Source organism: Serratia marcescens, from assembly GCF_029846115.1.
GTDB lineage: Bacteria > Pseudomonadota > Gammaproteobacteria > Enterobacterales > Enterobacteriaceae > Serratia > Serratia marcescens_L.
Map to the genome: position 1 here is coordinate 3,831,117 of NZ_JARVZZ010000001.1, position 24,880 is coordinate 3,855,996.

General features: G+C 58.4%; 25 protein-coding genes. 11 read left to right on the top strand and 14 right to left on the bottom strand.

The window, feature by feature from the left end:
- Positions 1-72 precede the first annotated feature (72 nt).
- Both pyk and QDT79_RS18230 read left to right on the top strand, forming a co-directional pair.
- Positions 73-1,515 carry a pyruvate kinase gene (gene pyk, locus QDT79_RS18225; RefSeq protein ID WP_019452801.1) on the top strand — a complete coding sequence of 481 codons (1,443 nt, stop codon included), beginning with the start codon at positions 73-75 and terminating at the stop codon, positions 1,513-1,515.
- 85 nt (positions 1,516-1,600) lie between these two features.
- Positions 1,601-2,482, top strand: a complete 882-nt coding sequence (locus QDT79_RS18230; protein ID WP_308316887.1) for a leucine-rich repeat domain-containing protein — start codon at positions 1,601-1,603, stop codon at positions 2,480-2,482.
- A 49-nt stretch (positions 2,483-2,531) separates the two neighbouring features.
- On the opposite strand, the gene lpxM is transcribed toward QDT79_RS18230, so the two are convergent.
- From lpxM to znuA, 3 genes are all read right to left on the bottom strand, one after another.
- Positions 2,532-3,500, bottom strand: coding sequence for a lauroyl-Kdo(2)-lipid IV(A) myristoyltransferase (lpxM, locus tag QDT79_RS18235; RefSeq protein ID WP_015378127.1), 969 nt, complete (start codon positions 3,498-3,500; stop codon positions 2,532-2,534).
- 150 nt (positions 3,501-3,650) lie between these two features.
- Entirely contained in the window at positions 3,651-4,973 is a 1,323-nt protein-coding gene (mepM, locus tag QDT79_RS18240) for a murein DD-endopeptidase MepM (RefSeq protein WP_028127477.1), read from the bottom strand.
- A 21-nt stretch (positions 4,974-4,994) separates the two neighbouring features.
- On the bottom strand, positions 4,995-5,939 hold the full coding sequence (gene znuA / locus QDT79_RS18245) for a zinc ABC transporter substrate-binding protein ZnuA (RefSeq protein WP_107226583.1): 945 nt from the start codon (positions 5,937-5,939) through the stop codon (positions 4,995-4,997).
- A 78-nt stretch (positions 5,940-6,017) separates the two neighbouring features.
- Here znuA and znuC point away from each other — a divergent pair, with 78 nt between their 5' ends.
- Together znuC and znuB are read left to right on the top strand one after the other, a co-directional pair.
- Positions 6,018-6,776, top strand: a complete 759-nt coding sequence (znuC, locus tag QDT79_RS18250; protein ID WP_308316888.1) for a zinc ABC transporter ATP-binding protein ZnuC — start codon at positions 6,018-6,020, stop codon at positions 6,774-6,776.
- A complete protein-coding gene (gene znuB, locus QDT79_RS18255) occupies positions 6,773-7,558 on the top strand; it encodes a zinc ABC transporter permease subunit ZnuB (protein ID WP_063990151.1) in 786 nt (261 codons plus the stop codon). The genes znuC and znuB overlap by 4 nt, the downstream gene beginning before the upstream one ends.
- A gap of 59 nt (positions 7,559-7,617) precedes the next feature.
- On the opposite strand, the gene ruvB is transcribed toward znuB, so the two are convergent.
- The 7 genes from ruvB to QDT79_RS18290 form a co-directional block, all read right to left on the bottom strand.
- Positions 7,618-8,622, bottom strand: a complete 1,005-nt coding sequence (gene ruvB / locus QDT79_RS18260; protein WP_063990152.1) for a Holliday junction branch migration DNA helicase RuvB — start codon at positions 8,620-8,622, stop codon at positions 7,618-7,620.
- A 19-nt stretch (positions 8,623-8,641) separates the two neighbouring features.
- On the bottom strand, positions 8,642-9,256 hold the full coding sequence (ruvA, locus tag QDT79_RS18265; RefSeq protein WP_063990153.1) for a Holliday junction branch migration protein RuvA: 615 nt from the start codon (positions 9,254-9,256) through the stop codon (positions 8,642-8,644).
- Between the two features lie 112 nt (positions 9,257-9,368).
- Positions 9,369-9,890, bottom strand: coding sequence for a crossover junction endodeoxyribonuclease RuvC (ruvC, locus tag QDT79_RS18270; protein ID WP_004932367.1), 522 nt, complete (start codon positions 9,888-9,890; stop codon positions 9,369-9,371).
- A gap of 57 nt (positions 9,891-9,947) precedes the next feature.
- Entirely contained in the window at positions 9,948-10,691 is a 744-nt protein-coding gene (locus tag QDT79_RS18275) for a YebC/PmpR family DNA-binding transcriptional regulator (protein WP_033647638.1), read from the bottom strand.
- A gap of 20 nt (positions 10,692-10,711) precedes the next feature.
- Positions 10,712-11,158, bottom strand: coding sequence for a dihydroneopterin triphosphate diphosphatase (nudB, locus tag QDT79_RS18280; protein WP_019452808.1), 447 nt, complete (start codon positions 11,156-11,158; stop codon positions 10,712-10,714).
- A complete protein-coding gene (gene aspS / locus QDT79_RS18285) occupies positions 11,158-12,942 on the bottom strand; it encodes an aspartate--tRNA ligase (protein ID WP_063990154.1) in 1,785 nt (594 codons plus the stop codon). Before aspS ends, nudB begins: the two co-directional genes overlap by 1 nt.
- A gap of 74 nt (positions 12,943-13,016) precedes the next feature.
- Complete coding sequence (locus tag QDT79_RS18290; protein WP_320204121.1) at positions 13,017-13,247, bottom strand: FmdB family zinc ribbon protein; 231 nt, start codon at positions 13,245-13,247, stop codon at positions 13,017-13,019.
- 215 nt (positions 13,248-13,462) lie between these two features.
- On the opposite strand from QDT79_RS18290, the gene QDT79_RS18295 reads away from it, so the two are divergent.
- From QDT79_RS18295 to cmoB, 5 genes are all read left to right on the top strand, one after another.
- Complete coding sequence (locus QDT79_RS18295) at positions 13,463-14,041, top strand: hydrolase (protein WP_063990359.1); 579 nt, start codon at positions 13,463-13,465, stop codon at positions 14,039-14,041.
- A gap of 50 nt (positions 14,042-14,091) precedes the next feature.
- On the top strand, positions 14,092-14,910 hold the full coding sequence (locus QDT79_RS18300; RefSeq protein ID WP_308316889.1) for a DUF72 domain-containing protein: 819 nt from the start codon (positions 14,092-14,094) through the stop codon (positions 14,908-14,910).
- A 102-nt stretch (positions 14,911-15,012) separates the two neighbouring features.
- Positions 15,013-15,408 (top strand): MAPEG family protein, encoded by a 396-nt coding sequence (locus QDT79_RS18305; protein WP_004932387.1) that lies wholly within the window; start codon positions 15,013-15,015, stop codon positions 15,406-15,408.
- A gap of 103 nt (positions 15,409-15,511) precedes the next feature.
- Positions 15,512-16,255, top strand: a complete 744-nt coding sequence (gene cmoA / locus QDT79_RS18310; protein ID WP_149559782.1) for a carboxy-S-adenosyl-L-methionine synthase CmoA — start codon at positions 15,512-15,514, stop codon at positions 16,253-16,255.
- Positions 16,252-17,223 (top strand): tRNA 5-methoxyuridine(34)/uridine 5-oxyacetic acid(34) synthase CmoB, encoded by a 972-nt coding sequence (gene cmoB, locus QDT79_RS18315; RefSeq protein WP_130018102.1) that lies wholly within the window; start codon positions 16,252-16,254, stop codon positions 17,221-17,223. Before cmoA ends, cmoB begins: the two co-directional genes overlap by 4 nt.
- A 37-nt stretch (positions 17,224-17,260) precedes the next feature.
- Here the strand turns inward: cmoB and QDT79_RS18320 are convergent, their stop codons facing one another.
- Both QDT79_RS18320 and QDT79_RS18325 read right to left on the bottom strand, forming a co-directional pair.
- On the bottom strand, positions 17,261-19,222 hold the full coding sequence (locus QDT79_RS18320) for an FKBP-type peptidyl-prolyl cis-trans isomerase N-terminal domain-containing protein (RefSeq protein ID WP_308316890.1): 1,962 nt from the start codon (positions 19,220-19,222) through the stop codon (positions 17,261-17,263).
- Entirely contained in the window at positions 19,219-19,623 is a 405-nt protein-coding gene (locus tag QDT79_RS18325; RefSeq protein WP_063990159.1) for a YuaE family lipoprotein, read from the bottom strand. Before QDT79_RS18325 ends, QDT79_RS18320 begins: the two co-directional genes overlap by 4 nt.
- 436 nt (positions 19,624-20,059) lie before the next feature.
- On the opposite strand from QDT79_RS18325, the gene QDT79_RS18330 reads away from it, so the two are divergent.
- Positions 20,060-21,880: a putative phage tail protein gene (locus QDT79_RS18330; protein ID WP_308316892.1), complete on the top strand. Its 1,821-nt coding sequence runs from the start codon at positions 20,060-20,062 to the stop codon at positions 21,878-21,880.
- A 131-nt stretch (positions 21,881-22,011) separates the two neighbouring features.
- On the opposite strand, the gene cutC is transcribed toward QDT79_RS18330, so the two are convergent.
- Positions 22,012-22,770, bottom strand: coding sequence for a copper homeostasis protein CutC (gene cutC, locus QDT79_RS18335; RefSeq protein WP_063990161.1), 759 nt, complete (start codon positions 22,768-22,770; stop codon positions 22,012-22,014).
- Between the two features lie 101 nt (positions 22,771-22,871).
- Between cutC and QDT79_RS18340 the strand changes: the two genes are divergently transcribed.
- Complete coding sequence (locus QDT79_RS18340; RefSeq protein WP_063990162.1) at positions 22,872-24,020, top strand: MalY/PatB family protein; 1,149 nt, start codon at positions 22,872-22,874, stop codon at positions 24,018-24,020.
- On the opposite strand, the gene QDT79_RS18345 is transcribed toward QDT79_RS18340, so the two are convergent.
- On the bottom strand, positions 24,017-24,583 hold the full coding sequence (locus QDT79_RS18345) for a VOC family protein (protein ID WP_063990163.1): 567 nt from the start codon (positions 24,581-24,583) through the stop codon (positions 24,017-24,019). The genes QDT79_RS18340 and QDT79_RS18345 overlap by 4 nt on opposite strands.
- Between the last annotated feature and the right edge of the window lie 297 nt (positions 24,584-24,880).

Sequence of the window (24,880 nt, forward strand, 5' to 3'; positions counted from 1 at the left end):
TTTCACGCCTGGTTTCGTTATCCGACGTTATCGCAACACCAATATTTGCTTCACCAGTCAACGGAGTAATACATGTCCAGACGGCTCAGAAGAACCAAAATCGTTACCACCCTGGGTCCGGCTACAGACCGCGACAATAATCTGGAAAAGATCATTGCCGCCGGCGCCAACGTAGTTCGGCTTAACTTCTCCCACGGCAGCCCGGAAGATCACCAGGCTCGCGCTGACAAAGTGCGCGAAATCGCCGCCAAGCTGGGACGTCACGTCGCTATCCTCGGCGATCTGCAAGGGCCGAAAATCCGCGTTTCCACCTTCAAGGAAGGCAAAATCTTCCTCAACGTGGGCGATAAATTCCTGCTGGACGCCAACCTGTCAAAAGGCGAAGGCGATAAAGAAAAAGTCGGTATCGACTACAAAGGCCTGCCTGCCGACGTGGTGCCGGGCGATGTCCTGCTGCTCGACGACGGCCGCGTTCAGTTGAAAGTGCTCGAAGTTCAGGGCATGAAAGTGTTTACCGAAGTCACCGTCGGCGGCCCGCTGTCCAACAACAAGGGCATCAACAAGCTCGGCGGCGGCCTGTCGGCCGAAGCGCTGACCGAGAAAGACAAGGCAGACATCGTGACCGCCGCCAAGATTGGCGTCGACTACCTGGCGGTCTCCTTCCCGCGTACCGGTGAAGACCTGAACTATGCTCGCCGCCTGGCGCGCGACGCCGGCTGCAACGCCAAGATCGTGTCCAAGGTTGAGCGCGCCGAAGCAGTCTGCAGCGACGAAGCGATGGACGACATTATTCTGGCCTCCGACGTGGTGATGGTTGCTCGTGGCGACCTCGGCGTCGAAATCGGCGATCCGGAACTGGTCGGCATTCAGAAGAAACTGATCCGCCGCGCCCGCACCCTGAACCGCGCGGTGATCACCGCGACCCAGATGATGGAGTCGATGATCACCAACCCGATGCCGACCCGCGCCGAAGTCATGGACGTGGCCAACGCCGTGCTGGACGGCACCGACGCCGTTATGCTGTCGGCGGAAACCGCCGCCGGCCAATACCCGGCGGAAACCGTGGCGGCGATGGCGCGTGTTTGTCTGGGCGCCGAGAAAATCCCAAGCATCAACGTTTCCAAACACCGTCTGGACGTGCAATTCGACAACATCGAAGAGGCGATCGCCATGTCTTCGATGTATGCCGCCAACCACCTGAAAGGCGTTACCGCACTGATCGCCATGACCGAATCCGGCCGCACCGCGCTGATGATGTCGCGCATCAGCTCCGGCCTGCCGATCTTCGCCATGTCGCGCCATGAGCACACGCTGAACCTGACCGCGCTGTATCGCGGCGTGACGCCGGTGTATTTCGACAGCCACAAAGACGGCGTGATCGCCGCCAATGAAGCCGTCAATCGCCTGCGCGACAAAGGCTTCCTGGTCTCCGGCGATCTGGTGATCGTCACCCAGGGCGACGTGATGGAAACCGTCGGCACCACCAATACCAGCCGTATCCTGCGCGTCGAGTAATTCACGCCGCAGACGAAATGCCGGCCGGCTCTCGCAGGCCGGCATTTTTTTTGCCCTGACACCGCCATAAACGACGGAGAACGCCATGCTCCACCAACACAATCCCGCAGCGAGCGGTGATGAGCTCGATCTCGACGGCCACGGCCTGACGCAGCTCGACGAGTCGCCGTTAGCCGGCCATGCGCTGCGCAAGATTAGCCTGTACAACAATCAGCTGACGGTCTTCCCCGCCTCGATCTTCCGGCACCGAAATCTGCGGGTGCTGAATATCTCCTGCAATCAGCTCGGCCACCTGCCGCCGGAGATTGGCCAGTTGCAACAGCTCGAGATGTTCGACTTTGGCCACAATCGCGCAAGCGAACTCCCCGAAGAACTGGGGCAGCTGCATCGGCTGAAATACCTCTATCTGAGCGATAACGGCTTTAGCGAGCTGCCGCGCTCGCTGGCGCAGCTGCAGCAGTTGGTTTACCTCAACGCGACCGACAACCATTTAACCGTTTTGCCACAGGCAATACCGGGGCTTGCGGCATTGCAGGAGCTGCGTTTATACAACAACCGCATCAGCAGCCTGCCCATCGAAATCGGGCAACTGCGCGCGCTACGCGAACTGCATATCATGAAAAATGCCCTGACCTCGCTGCCGGCGGAAATGGCTCAGCTCGGTGAGCTGGAGATACTCGACGCGGCTAACAATGCCATCGCCGAGCTGCCGCAGACCTTCTGTCGGTTGCCGCGGTTGAGCGAGCTGAACCTGCGTTTCAATCAGCTAACGCGCCTGCCAGAAAATATCGGTGAGCTGACGACGCTGAGAAGTCTGGATCTGCGCGCCAACCTCCTGAGCGACCTGCCGGAAAGCCTCGGCGAACTGAGCCGCCTGCGCAAGCTGGACCTGCGCTGGAATGATTTCACCCGCACGCCTAAAGTCGTCGACATCCTGCGGGCTCGCGGCTGTATGGTGCACATCTGAAGAGACGCCGGCCGGGTTGTGGCCCAGCCGGCGTTAGCGTTAGACAGGATTAACGATACAGATCGTCGCGCGAGTAAGGTTCAATCTCCCCCTCTTTACGCGTCTTCAGCAGTTTGAGGATCCAGGTGTACTGTTCCGGGTTCGGGCCCACCAGATTTTCCACCTCTTCGTTCATGCGGCGGGCAATGCGCGGATCGTCGGCTTCGGCCAGATCGTCCATCGGCTCGCGAATATAAATATCCAGCATGCTGGTTTTGCCGTCGTACACCGGGAACAAAGGCACGATCGCCGCACGACACACCTTCATCAACCGACCTACCGCCGGCAGCGTCGCCTTATAGGTCGCGAAGAAATCGACGAACTCGCTGTGCTCGGCGCCGTGATCCTGATCGGGCAGATAGTAGCCCCAATACCCCTGCCGCACCGAACTGATAAACGGTTTGATACCGTCGTTGCGCGCGTGCATGCGGCCGCCGAATTTACGACGTACGGCGTTCCACAGGTAGTCGATCAGCTGATTGCGCTGATTGTGGAACATCGCGGCCATCGGTTGGCCGCGCGCGGCCATCAACATCGCTGGCACATCGACAGCCCAGCCGTGAGGCACCAGGAAAATCACGTTGCGCCCTTCCGCCCGGATCTTGTCCAACACCTCTTCACCGTGCCAACGCACGCGCTTGAGCACTTTCTCGGGCTTGGTGCAGGCCAGTTCCGCCATCAGCACCATCGACTGCGGCGCGCAGGCGAACATCTGGTCGATGATGTGCTCGCGTTCGCTTTCCGGCAGCTCCGGCAGGCAATACAGCAAATTGATGCGGGCACGACGTCGCGCGCCCTTCGCCAGCTTGCCGGCCAGTTTGCCGACCGCACCCAGCACCGGATCGCGCAGGCGCGCAGGCACCAGCGAAATGCCGGCCATCAGGCCGGTTCCCAACCACACGCCCCAGTAGCGCGGATATAAAAAGGCTTTTTGAAACTGCGGAATGAACTCTACGTTCGATTTCTTCTCGTTTTGCATGCACATGCTCTTCGCTTAGCGATTCGGCTAATCATAATTGCCATCACCGATTTTGCAATTAACAACCGCGAACCACCCAGATAAAACAGCATCGGCCCGCAATCAGGCCGATGAAATTAACGGCGCCGGAGCGCCGGAAAAAGGGGGACGTTAATCCAACTGCAGTTGAGGAACCACTTCCTTCACCTGTGCCAGATAATCGCTGCGGTCTTTGCCGCCCAACCCTTCGGAACGCGGCAGCTTGGCCGTCAGCGGGTTCACCGCCTGTTGGCCGGTCCACAGTTCAAAGTGCAGGTGTGGCCCGGTGGAACGGCCGGTGTTGCCGGAGAGCGCAATGCGATCGCCGCGTTTCACCTTCTGGCCCGGTTTCACCAGCAGTTTTTTCAGGTGCATATAACGTGTGGTGTACTGGCGACCGTGGCGGATCGCCACATAGTTGCCCGCCGCGCCGCTGCGCTTGGCGATCACCACCTCACCGTCGCCGACCGCCAGCACCGGCGTGCCGACAGGCATGGCGAAATCGACGCCCTTGTGCGGCGCCACGCGGCCGGTCACCGGGTTCACGCGGCGCGGGTTGAAGTTGGAGGAGATGCGGAACTGTTTCATGGTCGGGAAACGCATGAAGCCACGCGCCAGGCCAGAGCCCTGACGATCGTAGAATTTGCCGTCTTCGGCGCGGATCGCATAGTAATCTTTGCCGCCGGTGCGCAGACGCACGCCCAGCAGCTGGCTTTGCGATTTCTTACCGTCGAAATGTTCGCGCGACATCAGTACGGAGAACTGGTCGCCTTTGCGCAGCTTGCGGAAATCGAGCTGCCACTGCAGCGCCTTGATCACCGCATTGATTTCGTTTCGGCTCAGCCCGGCGTCGCCGGCGCTGCTGACGAAACTGCCGTTGACCCGGCCGCTGATCACGTTGTTGCGCCATTCACCCTGCTGTGCCTCTTTCGACTCTTTGAAGCTATTGCCGACGCGGTCATAGGTGCGGGTTTCGCGGCGAGAAACTTCCCAGGTCAACTGCTGCAGATCGCCCGCATCATTGACGGTCCACGACAGCTGTTGGCCGATCTTCAGATTACGCAGATCGCGGTTTTGCGAAGCCAGCAAGGTGACATCCGACATATCAATGCCGTACTGCGTCAGAATGCTGCCGAGGGTGTCGCCGGTGGAAACCACATATTCATGCACGCCATCGTCGCCGGCATCTTTCTGATCCAGCTCATCCTGCGGGATTTCGTCATCAGGGGTGGGTTGGTCGGCATCAATCGGCTCACTGGCTTCGGGGAGCAATGACCGCATCTGGCTGGATTCTAACTCGACGCTCTTGGCGATGGGATTGTGTTCTGGGTGGTAAACAAAAGGCCGCCAAACAGCGACGGCCAATGTGACGACTGTCAGCGACCCCAGCATGACGCGGTGGGGCCGTGGCAGGTTGTTATACGCCAGAGCGATAGTTCGGACTATCTGCTGCACTCGATATTATCCTCATAAGCTTTACTTCAGGCAGCTCACGTACTGGTTTGACAGCTGAGTCAGGAATTTCCCATAGCTGTCCTTCCCCAGCGCGATGCCGATGCCCAGCGGGTCCAGCGTTCCGGAACGCACTTTGGTACCCTTGGCAACGGCATTGATTACGGCCGGCCTGAATTGTGGCTCAGCAAAAACGCATACCGCTTTCTGCTCAACCAACTGTGTTCGAATTTGGTGTAGGCGCTGTGCTCCAGGCTGAATTTCGGGATTGACGGTGAAATGGCCCAGCGGACTCAAACCGTAGTGTTTCTCAAAGTAGCCGTAAGCATCATGAAAAACAAAATAACCCTTACCTTGCACAGGCGTAAGCATGTTACCAACATTTTTGTCAGTTTGCGTCAGCAGATTCTCGAACTGGCGCAGGTTTGCGTCTAATTTGTCCTTATTTTGCGGCATAAGTTCCAACAATCTGTCGTGAATCGCGATCGCGGTCACTTTTGCTATCTCCGGCGACAGCCAAACGTGCATATTGTACTCGCCGTGATGATGCCCATGATCGTCATCGGCATGGTTATGCGCTTCGCCTGCATGTTCATGATCGTCGTCATCTTCGCCTTTCATCAGCAACGGCTTCACCGCAGGCAGTTCGCTGATGGCCAGCTTGCGGGTTGCCGAGATCGGCACCAGCGCCTTGTTCAGGAACGCTTCCATGTCCGGCCCGACCCACAGCACCAGGTCCGCAGAGCGCAAACGCTGAATATCGGAAGGACGCAGCGCAAAATCGTGCGGCGAAGCGCCGTCCGGCAGCAACACCTCGGTCGGCGTCACGCCGTCGGCGATCGCCGATGCGATAAAGCCTAACGGACGAATCGAGGTCACCACCGCAGCGGAAGCGCTGCTCAGCGGGCCGGCCATCAACAGTGCGCTGGCCAACAGCGTGCGCTGCAACCATTTATTTTTCGTTGCCATCATCAGTAATCCCATCGTTTTCATCAACAAGGCGTGATATTATAACATTCGCTTCGTTCTGCAACCTGTAATCTCGAGATGTCTACACTGATAACGCTAAAAAATATCTCCGTCGCCTTCGGCAGCCGCAAGGTGCTGTCGAACATTTCCCTCAGCCTGCAACCCGGCCGTATTCTCACGCTGCTGGGCCCGAACGGCGCGGGCAAGTCTACGCTGGTGCGCGTGGTGCTGGGATTGGTCAAACCGACTGCCGGCACGCTGGAGCGTGAGCCCGGTCTGCGCATTGGCTACGTGCCGCAAAAGCTGCACCTCGACGCCACCCTGCCGCTGACCGTCAACCGCTTTATGCGTCTCAAGCCCGGCGTAAAGAAAGCCGACATTCTGCCGGCGCTCAAGCGCGTGCACGCCGCCCACCTGCTCGACCAGCCGATGCAAAAGCTCTCCGGGGGCGAAAACCAACGCGTGCTGCTGGCACGAGCGCTGCTGAACAAACCGCAGTTGCTGGTGCTGGACGAACCCACGCAGGGAGTGGACGTCAACGGCCAGCTGGCGCTGTACGATCTCATCGATCAGCTGCGTAAAGAGCTGGGCTGCGCCGTGCTGATGGTGTCGCACGATCTGCATCTGGTGATGGCGAAAACCGACGAGGTCTTGTGCCTCAATCAGCACATCTGCTGCTCCGGGGCACCGGAGGTGGTATCGATGCATCCCGAATTTATCGCCATGTTCGGCAACCGCGGCGCAGAGCAACTGGCGGTGTATCGCCACCATCACAACCACCGCCACGACCTGCAGGGAAGAATTGTTTTGAAGAAAACCGGGAGCCGCGAAGCATGATTGAACTGTTACTTCCCGGCTGGCTGGCCGGCGTGTTGTTGGCTGGCGCCGCCGGGCCACTGGGTTCCTTCGTAGTCTGGCGCCGCATGTCCTACTTTGGCGATACCCTGGCGCATGCCTCGTTGCTCGGCGTCGCCTTTGGCCTGCTGCTGGACATCAATCCCTTCTATGCGGTGATCGCCATTACGCTGCTGCTGGCCCTGGCCCTGGTGTGGCTGGAACGCCGCCCGCAGCTTTCAGTGGATACCCTGCTCGGCATTCTGGCCCACAGCGCCCTGTCGCTGGGCCTGGTAGTGGTGGCGTTGATGTCTAACGTGCGGGTCGATCTGATGGCCTACCTGTTCGGCGATCTGCTGTCGGTCACGCTGAGCGATATCGTGATGATCGCCGGCGGCGTCGCCGTGGTGCTGCTGGTGCTGTGGTGGCAGTGGCGCGATCTGCTGTCGATGACCATCAGCCCGGAGCTGGCGCACGTCGACGGCGTTAACCTGGTGCGCGCACGCACCGTGTTGATGCTGGTTACCGCGTTGACCATCGGTCTGGCGATGAAATTCGTCGGCGCGCTGATCATCACCTCGCTGCTGATCATTCCGGCAGCCACCGCTCGCCGCTTCGCGCGCACGCCGGAACAAATGGCCGGCGTCGCAGTGCTGCTCGGCATGGTAGCCGTCACCGGCGGCCTGGCCTTCTCGGCGTTTTACGATACGCCGGCCGGCCCTTCGGTGGTGCTCTGCGCCGCCGTGCTGTTCGTGCTGAGCCTGTTCAAAAAACAGCAGGCTTAATTAACGCCGGGATATGACAAGGGCCGCATATGCGGCCCTTTTTATGGCGGATTGAAGCCTTACCCTTCTCGCTCGAGTCCGAAATGCCGGTAGGCATGCTGCGTCGCCAGACGGCCGCGCGGCGTTCGCTGGATAAAGCCCTGCTGGATCAGGAACGGCTCAATCACGTCTTCGATAGTCTCACGCTCTTCGCCGATCGCCGCCGCCAGGTTGTCCAGTCCGACCGGGCCGCCGGTAAACTTGTCGATAATCGCTAACAGCAGCTTGCGATCCATATAGTCGAAACCTTCGGCATCGACGTTGAGCATATCGAGCGCCTGCGCCGCCACCGAACCGCTGATCACGCCGTTGGCGCGCACCTCGGCAAAGTCGCGCACCCGGCGCAACAGGCGGTTAGCGATACGCGGCGTCCCCCGCGCGCGGCGGGCCACTTCATGGGCACCCTCGTCGGACAGCTCCAGCCCCAGACAGCCGGCACTGCGCGAGACGATGTGCTGCAGATCCGCCACCTGATAAAACTCCAGCCGCTGAACAATGCCGAAGCGATCGCGCAGCGGCGAGGTCAGCGAGCCGGCGCGGGTGGTAGCGCCCACCAAGGTAAACGGCGGCAGATCGAGCTTAATCGAACGCGCCGCCGGCCCTTCGCCGATCATGATATCCAGCTGATAGTCTTCCATCGCCGGATACAGCACTTCTTCCACCACCGGTGACAAACGGTGGATTTCGTCAATGAACAACACGTCGTGCGGTTCAAGGTTGGTCAGCATCGCCGCCAAATCGCCCGCCTTCTCCAGCACCGGGCCGGAGGTGGTGCGCAGATTCACGCCCATTTCGTTGGCCACGATGTTGGCCAGGGTGGTTTTCCCCAGGCCCGGCGGGCCGAAGATCAGCAGATGGTCGAGCGCGTCGCCGCGCTGCTTGGCCGCCTGGATGAAGATCTCCATCTGCTCGCGTACGTGCGGCTGGCCAACGTATTCGGTCAACAGCTTGGGACGAATGGCGCGATCGAGGACTTCTTCCTCGTTGATCGGTTCGGCGGAGATCAGACGATCGGCTTCAATCATTATCTACCTCTTAGCGGCCTTACAAAGCAGCGCGCAGCGCGTCGCGGATCAGCGTCTCGCAGTCGGCGCCCGGTTTGGCAATTTTGCTGATCATGCGGCTGGCTTCCTGCGGCTTATAGCCCAACGCCACCAGCGCCGAAACAGCTTCGGCTTCGGCGTCCGCTTCAGGCGCTTTGGCGGCGGCGGACGGCAGACTGATCTCGCTGCTGCTGTTGAACAGGTCGCCGTTCAGCCCTTTGAAGCGGTCTTTCATCTCCACCACCAGGCGCTCGGCAGTTTTCTTGCCTACGCCCGGCAGCTTGACCAGTGCAGTGATCTCTTCACGCTCCACCGCGCTGACGAACTGCTGCGCGGACATGCCGGACAGGATCGCCAGCGCCAGTTTTGGCCCGACGCCGTTGACCTTGATCAGCTCGCGGAACAGCGCACGCTCCTGCTTGTCGTTGAAACCGTACAGCAGCTGCGCGTCTTCACGCACCACGAAGTGGGTAAACACGATGGCCTCTTGCCCCAGTTCCGGCAGCTCGTAAAAGCAGGTCATCGGCATGTGTACCTCATAGCCCACGCCGTTCGCCTCCAGTAACACCAGCGGCGGCTGCTTTTCCAGAATATTTCCTCTGAGACGACCTATCATTTACCCTCCTGCAGAATGACCGGGCATGGCGCCCTGCCATGCCGTTGCTGGTAAAGCTTATAACATAAAAAAGGCTGGATGAATATCCAGCCTGAGCAATCATCGCTTTGCGTCAGCGCAAACGCCCGCGCGCCAGGTTCAGCCGCCCTTCGCTCATCCGCAGCACGTTCTGGCTGAGGTGGCAGTGGGTGATGGCGATGGCCAGGGCATCGGCGGCGTCCGCCTGCGGGTTGGCCGAGAGTTTGAGCAGCGAGCGCACCATGTGCTGTACCTGCGCCTTTTCGGCCGCGCCGGTGCCGACCACGGTCTGTTTGACCTGCCGCGCCGCATACTCGAACACTTCCAGATTCTGATTCACCGCCGCCACGATCGCGACGCCGCGCGCCTGACCGAGCTTGAGCGCCGAATCCGGGTTCTTGGCCATAAACACCTGTTCGATGGCGAAGAAGTCGGGCTGAAACTGGGTGATGATCTCACTGACGCCGGCGTAAATCAGCTTCAGCCGCGTCGGCATGTCGTCCACCACCGTGCGGATGCAGCCGCTGGCGATATAGCTCAACTGACGCCCCTGCTGACGGATAAGGCCATAGCCGGTGACGCGTGAGCCGGGATCGATACCGAGTATGATCGCCATATCTACATCCACCTTGCATGCACGGCGCCGCCGAACGGCGGCGCCCGTTTTACCGGATTACAGCGTCGCCGCCACTTCGTCGGAGATTTCACCGTTATGGTAAACTTCCTGCACGTCGTCGCAGTCTTCCAGCATATCGATCAGGCGCAACAGCTTAGGCGCGGTTTCCGCATCCATGTCAGCCTTGGTCGATGGGATCATCGATACTTCCGCCGCTTCGGCTTCGAAACCCGCCGCGGTCAGCGCGTCTTTCACCGCGCCCAGACTTTCCCAGGCGGTGAACACGTCGATGGCGCCATCGTCATAGGTCACGATGTCTTCCGCACCGGCTTCCAGCGCCGCTTCCATCACGGTGTCTTCATCCAGGCCCGGTGCGTAGGTGATCACGCCTTTCTTGGTGAACAGGTAAGCCACGGAACCGTCGGTGCCGAGGTTGCCGCCGCATTTGGTGAAGGCGTGGCGCACTTCCGCCACGGTGCGGTTGCGGTTGTCGCTCAGGCATTCGATCATGACGGCGGTGCCACCAGGGCCGTAACCTTCATAGATGATGGTTTCCATGTTGGTATCATCATCGCCGCCCACCCCGCGCGCGATCGCACGGTTCATGGTGTCGCGCGTCATGTTGTTCGACAGCGCCTTGTCCATCGCCGCGCGCAGACGCGGGTTGGAATCCGGATCGCCGCCGCCCAGCTTGGCGGCCGTGACCAGCTCACGAATAATCTTGGTGAAAATTTTACCGCGCTTGGCGTCCTGCGCCGCTTTACGGTGCTTTGTGTTGGCCCACTTACTATGACCTGCCATAAAAAAATCTCCGAAAAAAACTACTGGACTGAATTGATCACGAACTCTTCAATCGCCTGCTGATTGCTCCATGACTTGGTCAACTTCACGGCCTCGGCCGCCTCAAGCCATTGGTAAGCGTGATGCTCGGTAATCACCGGATCGCGCTCCTCGGGCAACGCCAGACAGAACCAGTGCTCTTTATTGCGCGTGGTTCCCGGCGCATAGCGATGTCGCAAATGGACAAAGAGTTCAAACTCCACGCAGCGCTGGCAATCGAACAACGGCAGGTGCTCTGCTTCGATATCGATACCGACTTCTTCCATGACTTCACGCTGCGCGGCATGCGGCGGCGACTCATCCTGTTCCAGGCTGCCGGTGACCGACTGCCAGAACTCGGTATCGTCGCGCCGCTGTAACATCAGCACCCGACCACTGGATTTCGCGTAAATCACTACCAGGATAGATTCAGGGCGCTTGTAACTCATCACTCGCTCTCTTGTTCCGCACCGGCTTTCTTTACCACGCTGATCGCCAGCTCCTGCAGCGACGCCGGGTTGGCGAAGCTCGGTGCGTCGGTCATCAGACAGGCCGCCGCGGTGGTTTTCGGGAAGGCGATGACGTCGCGGATGTTGTCGGTGCCGGTCAGCAGCATCACCAGACGATCCAGGCCGAAAGCCAGGCCGGCGTGCGGCGGCGTACCGTACTTCAACGCGTCCAGCAGGAAGCCGAACTTCTCGCGCTGTTCGTGTTCGTTAATGCCCAGAATGCTGAATACCGTCTGCTGCATTTCGCTGCGGTGAATACGCACCGAACCGCCGCCCACTTCGTAACCGTTGATCACCATGTCATAGGCATTGGCGATGGCGTTGACCGGCGCTGCCGCCAGCTCTTCCGGGCTCATGTCGCGCGGCGAGGTGAAAGGGTGGTGCATGGCCGCCAGGCCACCCTCTTCGTCTTCTTCGAACATCGGGAAGTCAACCACCCACAGCGGTGCCCAGCTGTCGAGTTGCGTCAGCGCCAGATCGCGCCCCAGCTTCAGACGCAGCGCGCCCATCGCATCGGTGACAATCTTGAAGCTGTCAGCGCCAAAGAACAGGATATCGCCGGTCTGCGCATCGGTGCGCGTCAGGATGCTTTCCAGCACGTCCGCGCTGAGGAATTTGGCGATCGGGCTCTGCACGCCTTCCATGCCGGCGGCACGGTCGTTGACCTTCAGCCACGCCAGGCCTTTGGCGCCGTAGATGTTGACGAAAGCGCCGTACTCGTCGATCTGCTTGCGGGTCAGCTGTGCGCCGCCCGGTACGCGGATCGCCGCCACGCGGCCTTTGGCGTCGTTGGCCGGGCCGGAGAACACCTTAAACTCGACGTCCTTGACCAGGTCAGCCACGTCCACCAGCTCCAGCGGGTTACGCAGGTCCGGCTTATCGGAGCCAAAGCGACGCATCGCTTCGGCGAAGGTCATGACCGGGAAATCGCCCAGATCCACGCCCTTCACGTCCAGCCACAGCTCGCGCGCCAGCTTCTCCATCACTTCACGTACCTGATCGGCGGTCATGAAAGAGGTTTCGACGTCGATCTGGGTGAATTCAGGCTGACGGTCCGCACGCAGGTCTTCGTCACGGAAGCATTTGACGATCTGGTAGTAACGATCGAAGCCGGACATCATCAGCAGCTGTTTGAACAGCTGCGGGGACTGCGGCAGCGCGTAGAATTTGCCCTTGTGCACGCGGCTCGGCACCAGGTAATCGCGGGCACCTTCCGGCGTCGCCTTGGTCAGCATCGGCGTTTCGATATCGAGGAAGCCGTGGCTGTCCATAAAGCGGCGCACGAAGCTGGTGATTTTGGCGCGGGTCTTCAGACGCTCGGCCATTTCCGGGCGACGCAGATCCAGGTAGCGGTATTTCAGGCGCGCTTCTTCGCTGTTGACCTGGTTGGAGTCCAGCGGCAGCGGCTCGGAGCGGTTGATGATTTCCAGCGCGTGGGCGAATACTTCCACTTCGCCGGTGGCCATATCTTTATTGATCTGGCTGTCCGGACGCGCACGCACGGTGCCGACGATCTGGATGCAGAACTCATTGCGCAGGTCGTAGGCCTTGTCGAACGCCACTTTCTGGTCCGGATCGAAGAACACCTGCACGATGCCTTCGCGGTCGCGCATATCAATAAAGATCAGGCCGCCGAGATCGCGACGACGATTGACCCAACCACACAGAGTGACTTCCTGGCCCACGTGGGACAGATTCAACTGCCCGCAATATTCAGTACGCATACGCTATCCTTTTACACAGCCGATGCCGCGCCGGGCTACTGTGCCCCTGTCGCGCGGCTGTTATCTGATAAATTCTACTTGTTACCCGGTTTAAAATCCGTCGCATACCAGCCGGTGCCCTTAAGCTGGAAACCGGAGGACGAGATCAACTTGGTCAACGCGGGCTGCCCACACGCCGGGCAGTCTGCCAGCGGCGCATCGGAAAATTTTTGCAATTTCTCTAACCGATGGTTGCAAGCACCACATGCATATTCATAAATCGGCATAGGTCGTTGGATTAAAGAGTGTTGAAAAAAGGGAGTCATTATAAAGGAAATTCATCCGCCCGATAAGTGCGAACACAGCATTGTTACTGCACTAAATGGCACGTTTTTGCTCGAATCAACACATCGGTTAACAAATTTCCCATTAACCTGCGACAGTTTTTTCACGTAGCCTGATTCTCCCCCGGTTTTGCGCCGTACGCTGCTCGCCTGGCGAACCGAACAGTTTTTATCCACTTCGCAACGAGATGAAATCCATGCTGAAACTTGACGCCCAAACCACCGCTCTGGTGCTGATCGATTTGCAAAACGGCATTCTGCCCTACGCCGGCGGCCCGCACAGCGCCGACCAGGTGGTGGCGAACGCCGCCCTGCTGGCCGCCCGTTTTCGCCTGCTGGGCGCGCCGGTGCTGCTGGTGCGCGTCGGCTGGTCCGACTCCTTCGCCGAAGCGCTGAAACAGCCGGTGGACAAACCGGCTCCCGCGCCCGCCGGCGGCTTGCCGGCCAGTTGGTGGGAGTTCCCCGCACCGCTGGCGGTCAATGACAGCGATATTCGGGTGACCAAGCGCCAATGGGGCGCCTTCTACGGCACCGATCTGGATTTACAGCTGCGCCGCCGCGGCATCAAATCCGTGGTGCTGGGCGGCATCTCCACCAATATCGGCGTGGAATCCACCGCCCGCGCCGCCTGGGAACACGGCTATGAGCTGGTGATCGCCGAGGACGTCTGCAGCGCACAGAACGCGGAAATGCATCGTTTCGCGTTCGAACACATCTTTCCGCGTTTGGCGCGGGTGCGCGACACCGGCGAAATTCTTGCCGCGCTCGACCGGTAACGTTAAGTTGTAGCCTGATAAGCCAAGGATAAGTAAAGGAAGACGACGCCGTGCTCTACATCGGACTGCCACAGTGGCAACATTCAGCCTGGAACCGTATCGGGCTGCGTGACTTGGCGGATTACAGCCGCTACTTCAACTGCGTGGAAGGCAACACCACCTTCTACGCGCTACCGAAGCTGGAAATCGTGCAACGCTGGCGCGACATGACCTGTGACGATTTTCGCTTCTGCTTCAAATTCCCGTCGGACATCAGCCACAAGGCCGCCCTGCGCAACTGTGCCGCCGAACTGCAGGCGTTTTACCACTGCCTGAGCCCGGTGCATCAGCGCATCGGCCAACTGTGGCTGCAGCTGCCCGCCGCCTTCGGCCCAGACGAGCTGCCGCGCATGTGGCAGTTTTTCGAAAACCTGCCGAAGGAATTCACCTACGGCGTAGAAGTGCGTCATCCGGCGTTTTTCGCCAAGGGCGAGGCAGAGCGTGCGCTGAATCAAGGGTTGCATCAGCGCGGCATCAATCGGGTGATCCTCGACAGCCGCCCGGTGCATCACGCCGCCCCCAACACCGCCGCCGTACGCGATGCCCAGCAGAAAAAACCGAAGCTGCCGGTACACGCTCTGGTCACCGCCGGCCAACCGCTGGTGCGCTTTATCGGCGGCGACCAGCTGGCCGATAACCTGCGCTGGTTCGACGCCTGGCAGCAAAAACTGCCGCTGTGGCAGCAACAGCATCAGCCCTATCTGTTTATTCATACGCCGGACAACGGCGATTCGCCCCAACAGGCGCAAAAAATTTGGCAGCAGCTGCGCCTGGCGATCCCCGATTTGCCTGCGCCACCTGACTGGCCAGAGCAAGATGCACTGTTTTGACCTATTAATCTGACCAATAACATCAAATATTTCCCCGCGACAGTGAATACAATGACGGCTATGATGCTGGCTGCCAGTTTTGGTTAGGGAACGGAGTTAAAAATGGTAAGCGCGCTTTATGTGGTGCTCGGCGCATTGTTGTTGATCAAACTCTCTTATGACGTCGTCAGATTAAGGATGCAGTACCGCGTAGCCTACGGTGACGGCGGTTTTTACGAATTGCAGACTGCCATCCGCGTGCATGGCAACGCCGTTGAATACATTCCTATCGCTGCCGTATTGCTGGTGATCATGGAAATGAACGGCGCGGAAATCTGGATGATTCACCTTTGCGGCCTGATGCTGATGGCCGGGCGACTGGTGCATTACTATGGTTTGCGCAACCGCGAGGTTCGCTGGCGCCGTTCAGGCATGGCCGCGACCTATATCTCTTTGTTGTTGATGGTTCTGGCAAATATCTTCTATCTGCCTTGGGATCTGATTTTCAGCCTGCATTGATCCCGTTTTTATCATCAGGCGGCCGCGCCGCCTGCTTCCGCTCCGCTTTTTTGCGCTTTTCTGTTAGACTACGCAGCTTCGAATTCTGAACTGATTTGCCGCTATGCCAAACCGCGATACCCTTTTCTCCGCCCCCATCGCCAAATTGGGCGACTGGACCTTCGACGAACGCGTCGCCGAAGTGTTCCCCGACATGATCCAACGCTCCGTTCCCGGCTATTCCAACATCATCTCGATGATCGGCATGCTGGCCGAACGCTTTGTGCAACCCGACAGCCGGGTGTATGACCTGGGCTGCTCGCTGGGCGCGGCGACGCTGTCGATGCGGCGGAATATCAAGGTGCCCGGCTGCAATATCGTCGCCGTCGACAATTCGCCGGCGATGGTGGAACGTTGCCGCCGCCATATCGATGCCTTCCGCGCCGAGACGCCGGTTGACGTCATCGAAGCCGACATTCGCGATATCGACATCGAGAACGCCTCGATGGTGGTGCTGAACTTTACGCTGCAGTTCCTCGAACCGGCCGATCGCCTGCGCCTGCTGGAGAAAATCTATCGCGGCCTGCGTCCGGGCGGCGCGCTGGTGCTGTCGGAGAAATTCAGCTTTGAAGACGCCGAAGTCGGCGAGCTGCTGTTCAACATGCATCACGATTTCAAACGCGCCAACGGGTACAGCGAGTTGGAGATCAGCCAAAAACGCAGCATGCTGGAAAACGTGATGCTCACCGACTCGGTGGAAGCGCACAAGACACGTCTGCATCAAGCCGGGTTCGAGCATGCCGAAGTGTGGTTCCAATGCTTCAACTTCGGTTCGCTGATCGCCCTGAAAGCGGGGGATGCGCAATGATCGAGTTCGGTGATTTCTACCAGCGCATCGCCAAAAGCCCCCTCAGCCATTGGCTGGACACCCTGCCTGCACAGTTGAGCGCCTGGCAACGCGAATCGCTGCACGGTAAATTCAAACAGTGGTTCAACTCGGTCGAGCATTTGCCGACGCTGACTCCCACCCGTCTCGAGCTGCTGCACGGCGTGCGCGCCGAGATGGAACCGGACCTGTCGCCGGGCCAGCTTGAAGGCATCGAGAAAATGCTGCGCACCCTGATGCCGTGGCGTAAAGGGCCGTTCTCGCTGTATGGCATTGATATCGATACCGAATGGCATTCCGACTGGAAGTGGGATCGCGTGCTGCCACACATTTCTCCGTTGGCCGGCCGCACCATTCTCGACGTCGGCTGCGGCAGCGGTTATCACCTGTGGCGCATGATCGGCGCCGGCGCACACTTCGCCGTCGGCATCGATCCGATGCAACTGTTCCTGTGCCAATTTGAAGCCGTGCGCAAACTGTTGGGCGGCGATCAGCGTGCCCACCTGCTGCCGCTCGGCATCGAGCAATTGCCGGAGTTGGCAGCGTTCGACACCGTGTTCTCGATGGGAGTGCTATATCACCGCCGCTCGCCGCTCGATCATCTGTATCAGCTGAAAAATCAGCTGGTGGCTGAAGGTGAACTGGTGTTGGAAACGCTGGTGGTGGAAGGCGATCGCCACCAGGTGCTGGTGCCGGGCGATCGTTATGCGCAGATGCGCAACGTGTATTTCATCCCTTCCGCCGAGGCGCTGAAATGCTGGCTGGAGAAGTGCGGCTTCGTCGACGTGAAAATCGCCGACCTGTGCGTCACCAGCCTCGACGAGCAGCGCCGCACCGACTGGATGACCAGCGAGTCGCTGGCCGAATTCCTTGATCCGAACGATCGCAGCAAAACGATCGAAGGCTATCCGGCGCCGCTGCGCGCCGTGCTTACCGCCAGAAAACCCTAGCGCTCGCTAATTCGGGCCGGCCTGCGCCGGCCCGACCTTACCCGTTACTGACATCGACAATCCGCAGCTCATACACCATTGTCGCATTCGGCGGGATCTGCGGCGCATAGCCCGTTTCACCGTACGCCAACGCCGGCGGCACCACCATCGTCAGCGAACCGTGGTTTTTCAGATGGCCGATCGCCTCGCGGAACAACGGCGGATAGGCGGAGAGCGGCTGTGACATCACCTTCCCACTGCGATCCATATCCTGAATCACGCTGCCGTCGGTTAAACTCTCTTTCACCACGATGTCTACCCGCGCGTTTTCCTTAATGGCTTCATCACCCGCATAATCGATGCGATACCAAAAACCGGCAGGCGACTTCTGCGTGCCCTTCTTCTTTTTAAACTCGGCGACGAACGCCTCGCCCTTGCCGGTCTGCGTCTTTGCCACCTGGTTTCTGGCATCGTTCACCGCTTTTTCCGACTCCGCCAGCGCGCGGGTCAACTGTGCATCGCTCAACTGGTAATGGCCGTTAAAGGTATCGATCACGCCCGCCAGCAGCACGGTTTTATCGGGATTGATGCCCCAATTTTTACGCTCCGCCAGCATTGTTTGAATATCGCGCCCCAAAGCAACACCGGCAGCATAGCTCTGCTGCTCCGGCTTTTTCTTGAGCACCTGCGCATCCGGCAGCCATTTGGCCCGCGATCTCAGCCCGCTCAGCTCGTCTTGCAAAGCTTGCTGCGCTTGATTGGCGTCCACCAGCTCCGTTGCAGTTTTTTTCGCCTGCTCCGTCGTTTTCGCCAGTTGCAGTGTTGATTTATCGCTTTCCGCCATCGCCATTGCCAGTCGCTGCTCCAATGCCTTCGCCTGCTCGGTTTGCGTCTTGTTTTTTTCCTGTAACTGCGCCAGCTGTTGCTGAAGTTCGCCCGTCGCCTTGGCGGCTTCAGCCTTTTGCTGTTCCAGCGCAATCTTCAGGTTGTTCTCTTGCCGCTCGGCCTGTTGGCGTTGGTCATCCTGCTCTTTCTGCCGCTGCGCCAGCTGCTGCTGAAGCTCGCCCATCATCTTGGCGGCTTCGGCCTTTTGCTGTTCCAGCGCAATCTTCAGGTTTTTCTCTTGCCGCTCGGCCTGTTGGCGTTGGTCATCCTGCTCTTTCTGCCGCTGCGCCAGCTGCTGTTGAAGCTCGCCCATCGCCTTGGCAGCTTCGGCCTTTTGCCGCGCCAGCGCGGCCTTCAGGCTTTTCTCTTGCTGCCCACACTGCTGCCGTTGGCCCTCCTGCTCCTTTTGCAGCTGCGCCAGCTGCTGCTGCAGTTCGCCCGTCAGCCTGGCAGCCTCGGCCTTCTGCTGTTCCAGCTCAGCGGCGGCTGTTTTTTTTCCCTGCTCATAACGCTGGCGCGCTTTATCGTTGGCGGTCTGGGCCGCCGCCAGTTTCTCCTGCCAAGCGCTATCCGTCTGTTCAGGCAACGCCGCCAGCCGTTGTTCCAGCAAGGCAATACGCCGATCGCGCTCCTCGGTTTGCTGCTTTTGCCGCGCTAACGCCGCCTGCGCTTCGGCGATCTGCGCCTGAGCCTTGCGCTCCTGCGGGGTCAGGTTTAGCGCCTGCCGAACGCCGCTGGCGAAGTCGCTCAACGCGCTCAAATCAGGCGCCGGTGCCGGTTTATCGGCAGCGGCCAGGGACGACGCAACCCGCAACGCGGTCAGCTCCTGCTGCAGTGATTGAATAGCGGTTTGCTGTTGCTCCAATCGAGCCTCTTTCTCGCGCAGCGTCTTTTGCAACTGCGCCAGTTGCTTTCTCTGCGGGCTCGTTTCACGAGTTTGAACCGGCCGGGACGCCGGCTTTTGGGTTTCTTGGGATGGGGTCACCACGGTATCCGCCGCCAGTGCGTCCTGCCGCTGGTAACGCTCGGCAAACTGCAATAATGCCGGCACATCGTCATCCGCCACGGCCACCGCTGGCGCAAACGCCAGCGGTATCATCAGGCTCAGTAAGGCCTTTCTCGCACGGGGGGTCATTGGGCGCGTTCTCCGCGCTCAGCCAGGCCGGTCATCATGGCAGAACTGATGTCTGCGCAGAGGCGGCTGGTGCGATAACGATATAGAGCGTCGACGGTTTCCTGCGTGCCCGTGTTGACCCGTTGGCGTACCCCGGCATACTGCGCTGCGCCGCCCATCAAGGTATCGAATTCACGTTTGAATTTTTGGTATTTTTCGTTATCCATGCCGCGCATGGCATCCAACTCACGCTGGCACTGCTGTATACGCTCGGCCTCACGCTGCCGTTTGTCTTGTTCCGCAATGTCCTCTGCGCTGGGCGGCTTACTTAATGTAGAAACGGGCCGCTTGGCGGTCTGGCAGCCGGTCAGGGCCAACGTCAGTAAAAGCGCCGCGGTCAAACAGTGTGCCGTTCGGGTCATTATCGTTATCTCCTTGTTTAGTCCGCCATCAACGTGCCCTGCGGCTGCGCCGACGGCTCTCCTCAATTGATGCTGTGATGTTCCAGCCATATGGCCGGCGATGAACAGGTAAAAATACAGACGCGGTGATGAGCGGCAGAACGCAAATCATTCACCGTGACAATACATACCAAAAAATCATTTAATATTATGATATTTAAAAGATTTTAACTCACAAAGTTATCAGCAGGGCATGACGAGCGCAAGAAGAGATGAGGGGCTGACCGAGAAACAGCGTATGAACTGGGACAGCGTCTTTACAAGGTACTGACCCAATTCGTGATCCAAATACCGCGGCCTGACCTTGATGATGTATCACTGCTGAGTAAACCTCATCGGCTTTTTCAAACGTCCAGTCTGATTGAGAATCATGTTGCCAACTAACAGGAGAGATATCATGAGCAATATGATTAGTGTGCGTAACATCAGTGAATTGCGTAATCTGACACCCGCTACAGACGATCAGATCGTCTTTCTAGTTTCTCACACCCCCGGACGTTTCGCCGGTGGCGGCGAATTCTATTATGAGAAAACGGATACAACCAGTACGGACAATAACGGTACCGTAGTGGTTACGGCGGGTGGTGCCCGCTGGAAACGGCTGGACAATAAGCTTACCTTCGATCACTTCGGCGCCGATCCCAATGGTACGTTCGCCTCTGACGCAGCAATCAGCGCCACATTAAACTATGTCGCAAGTCTAAAAAATAAAGTGGTCTATGCTTCTGAAAACGCTCAATACCTACTGACCAGTGCTCAACCCATCAGCGTCGCTAGCGGCATTACGGTGAAAGGAACTCGCTGCGGCATCGCTCAAGGCCCCGCAAGCCTAACAAGCAATGGTCCTAATCGAGCTGGCCTTTCGGACGATAGCGGTTTCATCATCAAAAAGCCGGCAGGTACGGTTTGTTTCGCCTGCGATAAGAACGTTGTCTTTGATGGTTGGTCGTTCCTCTATCCGGATCAAAAATATACTGCCACCCAGCCGGAGGCATTTGTTCAATACGGTGCCACCATTACTGCAGCCGGCGCTCTGTCAGTAGCCAACTGCCGTTATGTAGGCGCCTATGACTTTGTTGAAGCTCGAGGAGAAGCCAACAACTTTGAGAATATCTACGGTTGGGCAGTCCGCTGCGACTACAGGATTTATGAAAGCAGGGACATCAACAGATTTACCAATGTTCACGTCAATGCCAACGTCGTGCGTCCGACAGAAAATGCGGTTTCTGCTTCTATCGCCGTGGCCGGTTCTTGTGCTTTCAATCTCGATCGCCACGACAATACGTTTATGGTGAATGTGTTCTCTTATGGCAAGAAGACCTTTATCAAAACCACAACGCAAGGAACCTCCTATTTAGGCGGTCTCAGCCTAAGCAATTTCATGGCAGACAGAAATGGAACCGGAATTGATATCGACTCGGATTCCTCCGCCAATATTCAAATCGCCAACGGTTCTTATATTAATGACTATGGTGATGCCGTTGGGGGGTTCCTGGTATTAAGAAAAACTACTGGCCAATCAAATATCACCCCGGTGCAAATCAGCAATGTTAACTTCGCTACCGCCAATGGACCGAAGGGCTCACTCTCTCCTCAGGCTATTCGCTTCGAAGCGAACGCTGGGTATCAACTCTCATTCAGCAACACCGTCATGCCAATGTGGACAAACGGCAGCCTGAACAATGACGCTGGTTACAACATTCTCAGAGGTACACTGAGCATTGCGCAACGTAGCTATCAACTACATGCGGCTCCGCTAAATTATTTAGCCAACAGCAATCTGATCGCCACCGGTGCTGACAATCAGCCTACAGGCTGGTTTATTGATGGGAAACTGGCGGTAGACAGGAATCTTCTGACGGCCACTGGCGACAACCCGGCTTACAAAGGTTTGGGTCAACGTATTCATCGGAGCATGGGACTGAGGACATTCTGGGCGATCGCATCCTCTATCGGCGATCAATCTACCGCGCAAGCATCGACTGGCATTTGGGCTCGCTCGTTCAACGATAACTATACTGACACTGTCGAGAGCAATGAGGCTATTCCCTGGATACGCATCGGCAACCTCTACTACGCACGTTTTGTTATGAACAACAATCGCACTATCCACGATATTCTGGTCAATCCCGGCAATGGCAATAATACGGTGCGCATTTTAAGCTGCGGCATTACCCCGGGCGAAGTCTTCAACCTCTCGCCTGATGCACTGCAATAATCACCAGCGAAATAAAAAAAGCCCCGGCAAAACGCCGGGGCCTGGTACTTGCGTGATCGCCGAGGGCTCAGTGACACGCAAAGGGGTCTTACGGCCCGGAAACCGGTTGTCAAACGCGGTTAGCTGCGTGTTTATGCGCTTTGCGCCAGGGGATCAACCAAGGCCAGCGCGTTTTTCATCGCCTCCACCATTTCGCCATCCACGCAATAATGGCTAAATTCGTCAAACTCGTTATCGGAGCACATGGTGACGCCCGCCTTGCGATAACGCATGGTCGACGGCACCAGATGGCCGGAAGAGCTGTGCAGTTCATGCAGGCCGATATCGACAAACTTGTGCAGATTACTGAGGCGCACGCCGGCACCCGCCATGATCACCGGGCCCTGACTGGCCTGGCGCAAATCGCGCAGCAACGGCAGGCCCAGTTCAGCGCTCTGCTGTTGACCGGAGGTCAGAATGCGCGCCACGCCCAGCTCGGTCAGTTGCTCCAACGCTACCATCGGATTCTGGCACATGTCGAACGCGCGATGGAACGTCACCGCCATGCCTTCGCACAGCGTCATCACTTCACGCATGCGCGGCAGATCGATATGCCCTTCTTCGTCCAGCATGCCGACGACTACGCCGGGGAACCCCATCTCGCGGATCTGGCGGAGATCCTGTTTGATCACCTCGAAATCCACCGCGCCGTAGCAGAAATCGCCACCGCGAGGACGAACAATCGGATGCACCGGGATCGCAACCCGCTCGCGCGCCAGACGCAGCGTGCCATAGCTCGGCGTCAATCCCCCCTCGCTCTGGCTGGCGCACAACTCGATGCGATCGGCGCCTGCCCGTTCGGCCGTCAGCGCACAGTCGACGCTAAAGCAACAAACTTCCAGTTTTATCATTGTCACCCCCAGATAACGGCCAACATACGGCGGCAATTGTTCATTTCTTCATTTCTCACGTAGGCTCATGCATAGGCATAAACCGGCTCAGGGTTGTAACTATGGCATTCAATTTTGATCAATGGGTAGACCGCAGTCACAGTGACAGCGTTAAGTGGGATAAATATCGCGGCAGCGACATCATCCCGCTTTGGGTCGCCGACAGCGATTTCACCTCACCGCCGGCGGTGATAGAAGCCTTGCAGCGCCGCGTAGCACACGGCGTATTCGGCTACAGCCACCCATCCCCTGATCTTATTGAGGTTTTTACCCGCCGCATGGTAGAGCGCTACGGCTGGCACATCAAGCCTGAATGGATCATTTTCCTGCCTGGCCTGGTGTGCGGCCTGAACCTGTGCGTGCGTGCCTGCACCGAAGAACATCAGAGCACGCTGGCCCCCTCGCTCATTTATCCGCCGTTTCGCAAGGCGGCCAAATTCGCCGGGCGTGAACACCTTGCGGTGCCGCTAACGGTGGCCGACCAACGTTGGGGGCTGGATTTTTCCTCGATGCCTGATCGGCTCAACGGCAGCGAGAAACTCCTGTTGCTGTGCAACCCGCAGAACCCCGGTGGCACCGTTTATCGCCGGGACGAACTGTTACAGCACCATCAGTTCGCTCGCGAGCACGATTTAATCGTCTGTTCCGATGAAATCCACTGCGAGCTGCTGCTTGAACCCGGCGTGCGGCATATCCCTTTCGCCACCCTGAATGACGATGCAGCCCAACGCAGCGTGACGCTGATGTCCCCGTCAAAGACGTTTAATCTCGCCGGACTGGGCGCGTCAATGGCGATCGTCCCCAACGAAGCGCTGCGACAAAGGCTGAAACGCGCGCGCAGCGGTATCGTGCCGGAGGTCAATCTGTTGGCGCTGGTGGCGGCGCAGGCGGCTTATCAATACGGGCAACCCTGGCTGGATGAGCAGCTGATTTACCTGCGCGCCAATCGCGATCGGCTGGCAGAGCGTATCAACGCCATGCCGGGATTGACGTTGCTGCCTATCGAGGCCACCTACCTGGCCTGGATAGACTGCAGCGCGTTGCCGGTAGATAACCCGCATCAGTTCTTCGAACGTGCGGGCGTTGGGCTAAGCGCCGGTTTGGACTTTGGCGATCGGCGCTTTGTGCGGCTTAACTTTGGTTGCCGATGGGCCCTGCTCGATGAAGCGCTCGATCGCATGGCGCGAGCCTGTGCGGCACTGCGTGGCTAACCTTGTTCGCTGGCGACGATGTCTCGAATGGAATAAGGATGAAACTTGATCGTCACCGTTCCGTCGGTGATGGCCAGCGTCGGGTTCGGCAGCCGTTCGCCCTCGCCCTTTGGCGAGCTTTGCTTCAGCTTGATCCCCGGTGCCAGCAACGCTTCATCGGCGAGGTGGCTCAACGCCCGGGCGTGCAGCGTCTGCGGATCGCCACTGAGCACTAATTCAACGTGTTCCCAACCTTCGTGCGGATAGCGCTTCTCCCCGGGATACGGCAATTCGATGCAGTCTATCCGCCACGGCCCTACGGCCAGCGGCTGAGACAAATCGAACAGACAGATAGGTCGCCCGTTGATCATCGATTCGGACAGCAGTGTCCCGCACTGCATCAGCCCCTGGCGCCAGCGTTCGGCGGTGGCATTCTGGTGACAGCGCAGGGAGATGTGATCGGCGCTAAACGCGGCCAGATCAAGCCGTAATTTGGCGGCAAATTGATGCAACGCCTGCTCAAAACGCGGCAGGTCGAGCTTCAGATCGTCAAGCTCGGCAATGGCCTGCAAGGGAGTGGTCATAGAAACCTCAAAACAACGGAGCGCAAAGTTAAACGCCGTAATTTACACGCTGGCGGCAGCGCTCGCCACCGTTGCGAGGTTTTTCGGCGGCCGTTCAGAATGATTTTTGGTTGCGGACAGGCAGAATAAAAAACCAGATTTTTATTAAGATGACAGCTTATTAAATCAACGAAAAAATAAAAAATAAGATTTTTCGCATGCCATTATACCTTTTTTTCATGACGCTATGATTTAAGTTATTTTGCACAAAACCATTCGCGATTCACGGGTTAAACCGATTGAATCTTTTCACTTAAT

Excerpts from the sequence above, each read along its gene's own strand:
- pyk (WP_019452801.1), top strand. The coding sequence starts at position 73 with ATGTCCAGACGGCTCAGAAGAACCAAAATCGTTACCACCCTGGGTCCG.
- QDT79_RS18230 (WP_308316887.1), top strand. The coding sequence starts at position 1,601 with ATGCTCCACCAACACAATCCCGCAGCGAGCGGTGATGAGCTCGATCTC.
- lpxM (WP_015378127.1), bottom strand. The coding sequence starts at position 3,500 with ATGCAAAACGAGAAGAAATCGAACGTAGAGTTCATTCCGCAGTTTCAA.
- znuA (WP_107226583.1), bottom strand. The coding sequence starts at position 5,939 with ATGGCAACGAAAAATAAATGGTTGCAGCGCACGCTGTTGGCCAGCGCA.
- znuC (WP_308316888.1), top strand. The coding sequence starts at position 6,018 with ATGTCTACACTGATAACGCTAAAAAATATCTCCGTCGCCTTCGGCAGC.
- znuB (WP_063990151.1), top strand. The coding sequence starts at position 6,773 with ATGATTGAACTGTTACTTCCCGGCTGGCTGGCCGGCGTGTTGTTGGCT.
- ruvB (WP_063990152.1), bottom strand. The coding sequence starts at position 8,622 with ATGATTGAAGCCGATCGTCTGATCTCCGCCGAACCGATCAACGAGGAA.
- ruvA (WP_063990153.1), bottom strand. The coding sequence starts at position 9,256 with ATGATAGGTCGTCTCAGAGGAAATATTCTGGAAAAGCAGCCGCCGCTG.
- ruvC (WP_004932367.1), bottom strand. The coding sequence starts at position 9,890 with ATGGCGATCATACTCGGTATCGATCCCGGCTCACGCGTCACCGGCTAT.
- QDT79_RS18275 (WP_033647638.1), bottom strand. The coding sequence starts at position 10,691 with ATGGCAGGTCATAGTAAGTGGGCCAACACAAAGCACCGTAAAGCGGCG.
- nudB (WP_019452808.1), bottom strand. The coding sequence starts at position 11,158 with ATGAGTTACAAGCGCCCTGAATCTATCCTGGTAGTGATTTACGCGAAA.
- aspS (WP_063990154.1), bottom strand. The coding sequence starts at position 12,942 with ATGCGTACTGAATATTGCGGGCAGTTGAATCTGTCCCACGTGGGCCAG.
- QDT79_RS18290 (WP_320204121.1), bottom strand. The coding sequence starts at position 13,247 with ATGACTCCCTTTTTTCAACACTCTTTAATCCAACGACCTATGCCGATT.
- QDT79_RS18295 (WP_063990359.1), top strand. The coding sequence starts at position 13,463 with ATGCTGAAACTTGACGCCCAAACCACCGCTCTGGTGCTGATCGATTTG.
- QDT79_RS18305 (WP_004932387.1), top strand. The coding sequence starts at position 15,013 with ATGGTAAGCGCGCTTTATGTGGTGCTCGGCGCATTGTTGTTGATCAAA.
- cmoA (WP_149559782.1), top strand. The coding sequence starts at position 15,512 with ATGCCAAACCGCGATACCCTTTTCTCCGCCCCCATCGCCAAATTGGGC.
- cmoB (WP_130018102.1), top strand. The coding sequence starts at position 16,252 with ATGATCGAGTTCGGTGATTTCTACCAGCGCATCGCCAAAAGCCCCCTC.
- QDT79_RS18320 (WP_308316890.1), bottom strand. The coding sequence starts at position 19,222 with ATGACCCCCCGTGCGAGAAAGGCCTTACTGAGCCTGATGATACCGCTG.
- QDT79_RS18325 (WP_063990159.1), bottom strand. The coding sequence starts at position 19,623 with ATGACCCGAACGGCACACTGTTTGACCGCGGCGCTTTTACTGACGTTG.
- QDT79_RS18330 (WP_308316892.1), top strand. The coding sequence starts at position 20,060 with ATGAGCAATATGATTAGTGTGCGTAACATCAGTGAATTGCGTAATCTG.
- cutC (WP_063990161.1), bottom strand. The coding sequence starts at position 22,770 with ATGATAAAACTGGAAGTTTGTTGCTTTAGCGTCGACTGTGCGCTGACG.
- QDT79_RS18340 (WP_063990162.1), top strand. The coding sequence starts at position 22,872 with ATGGCATTCAATTTTGATCAATGGGTAGACCGCAGTCACAGTGACAGC.
- QDT79_RS18345 (WP_063990163.1), bottom strand. The coding sequence starts at position 24,583 with ATGACCACTCCCTTGCAGGCCATTGCCGAGCTTGACGATCTGAAGCTC.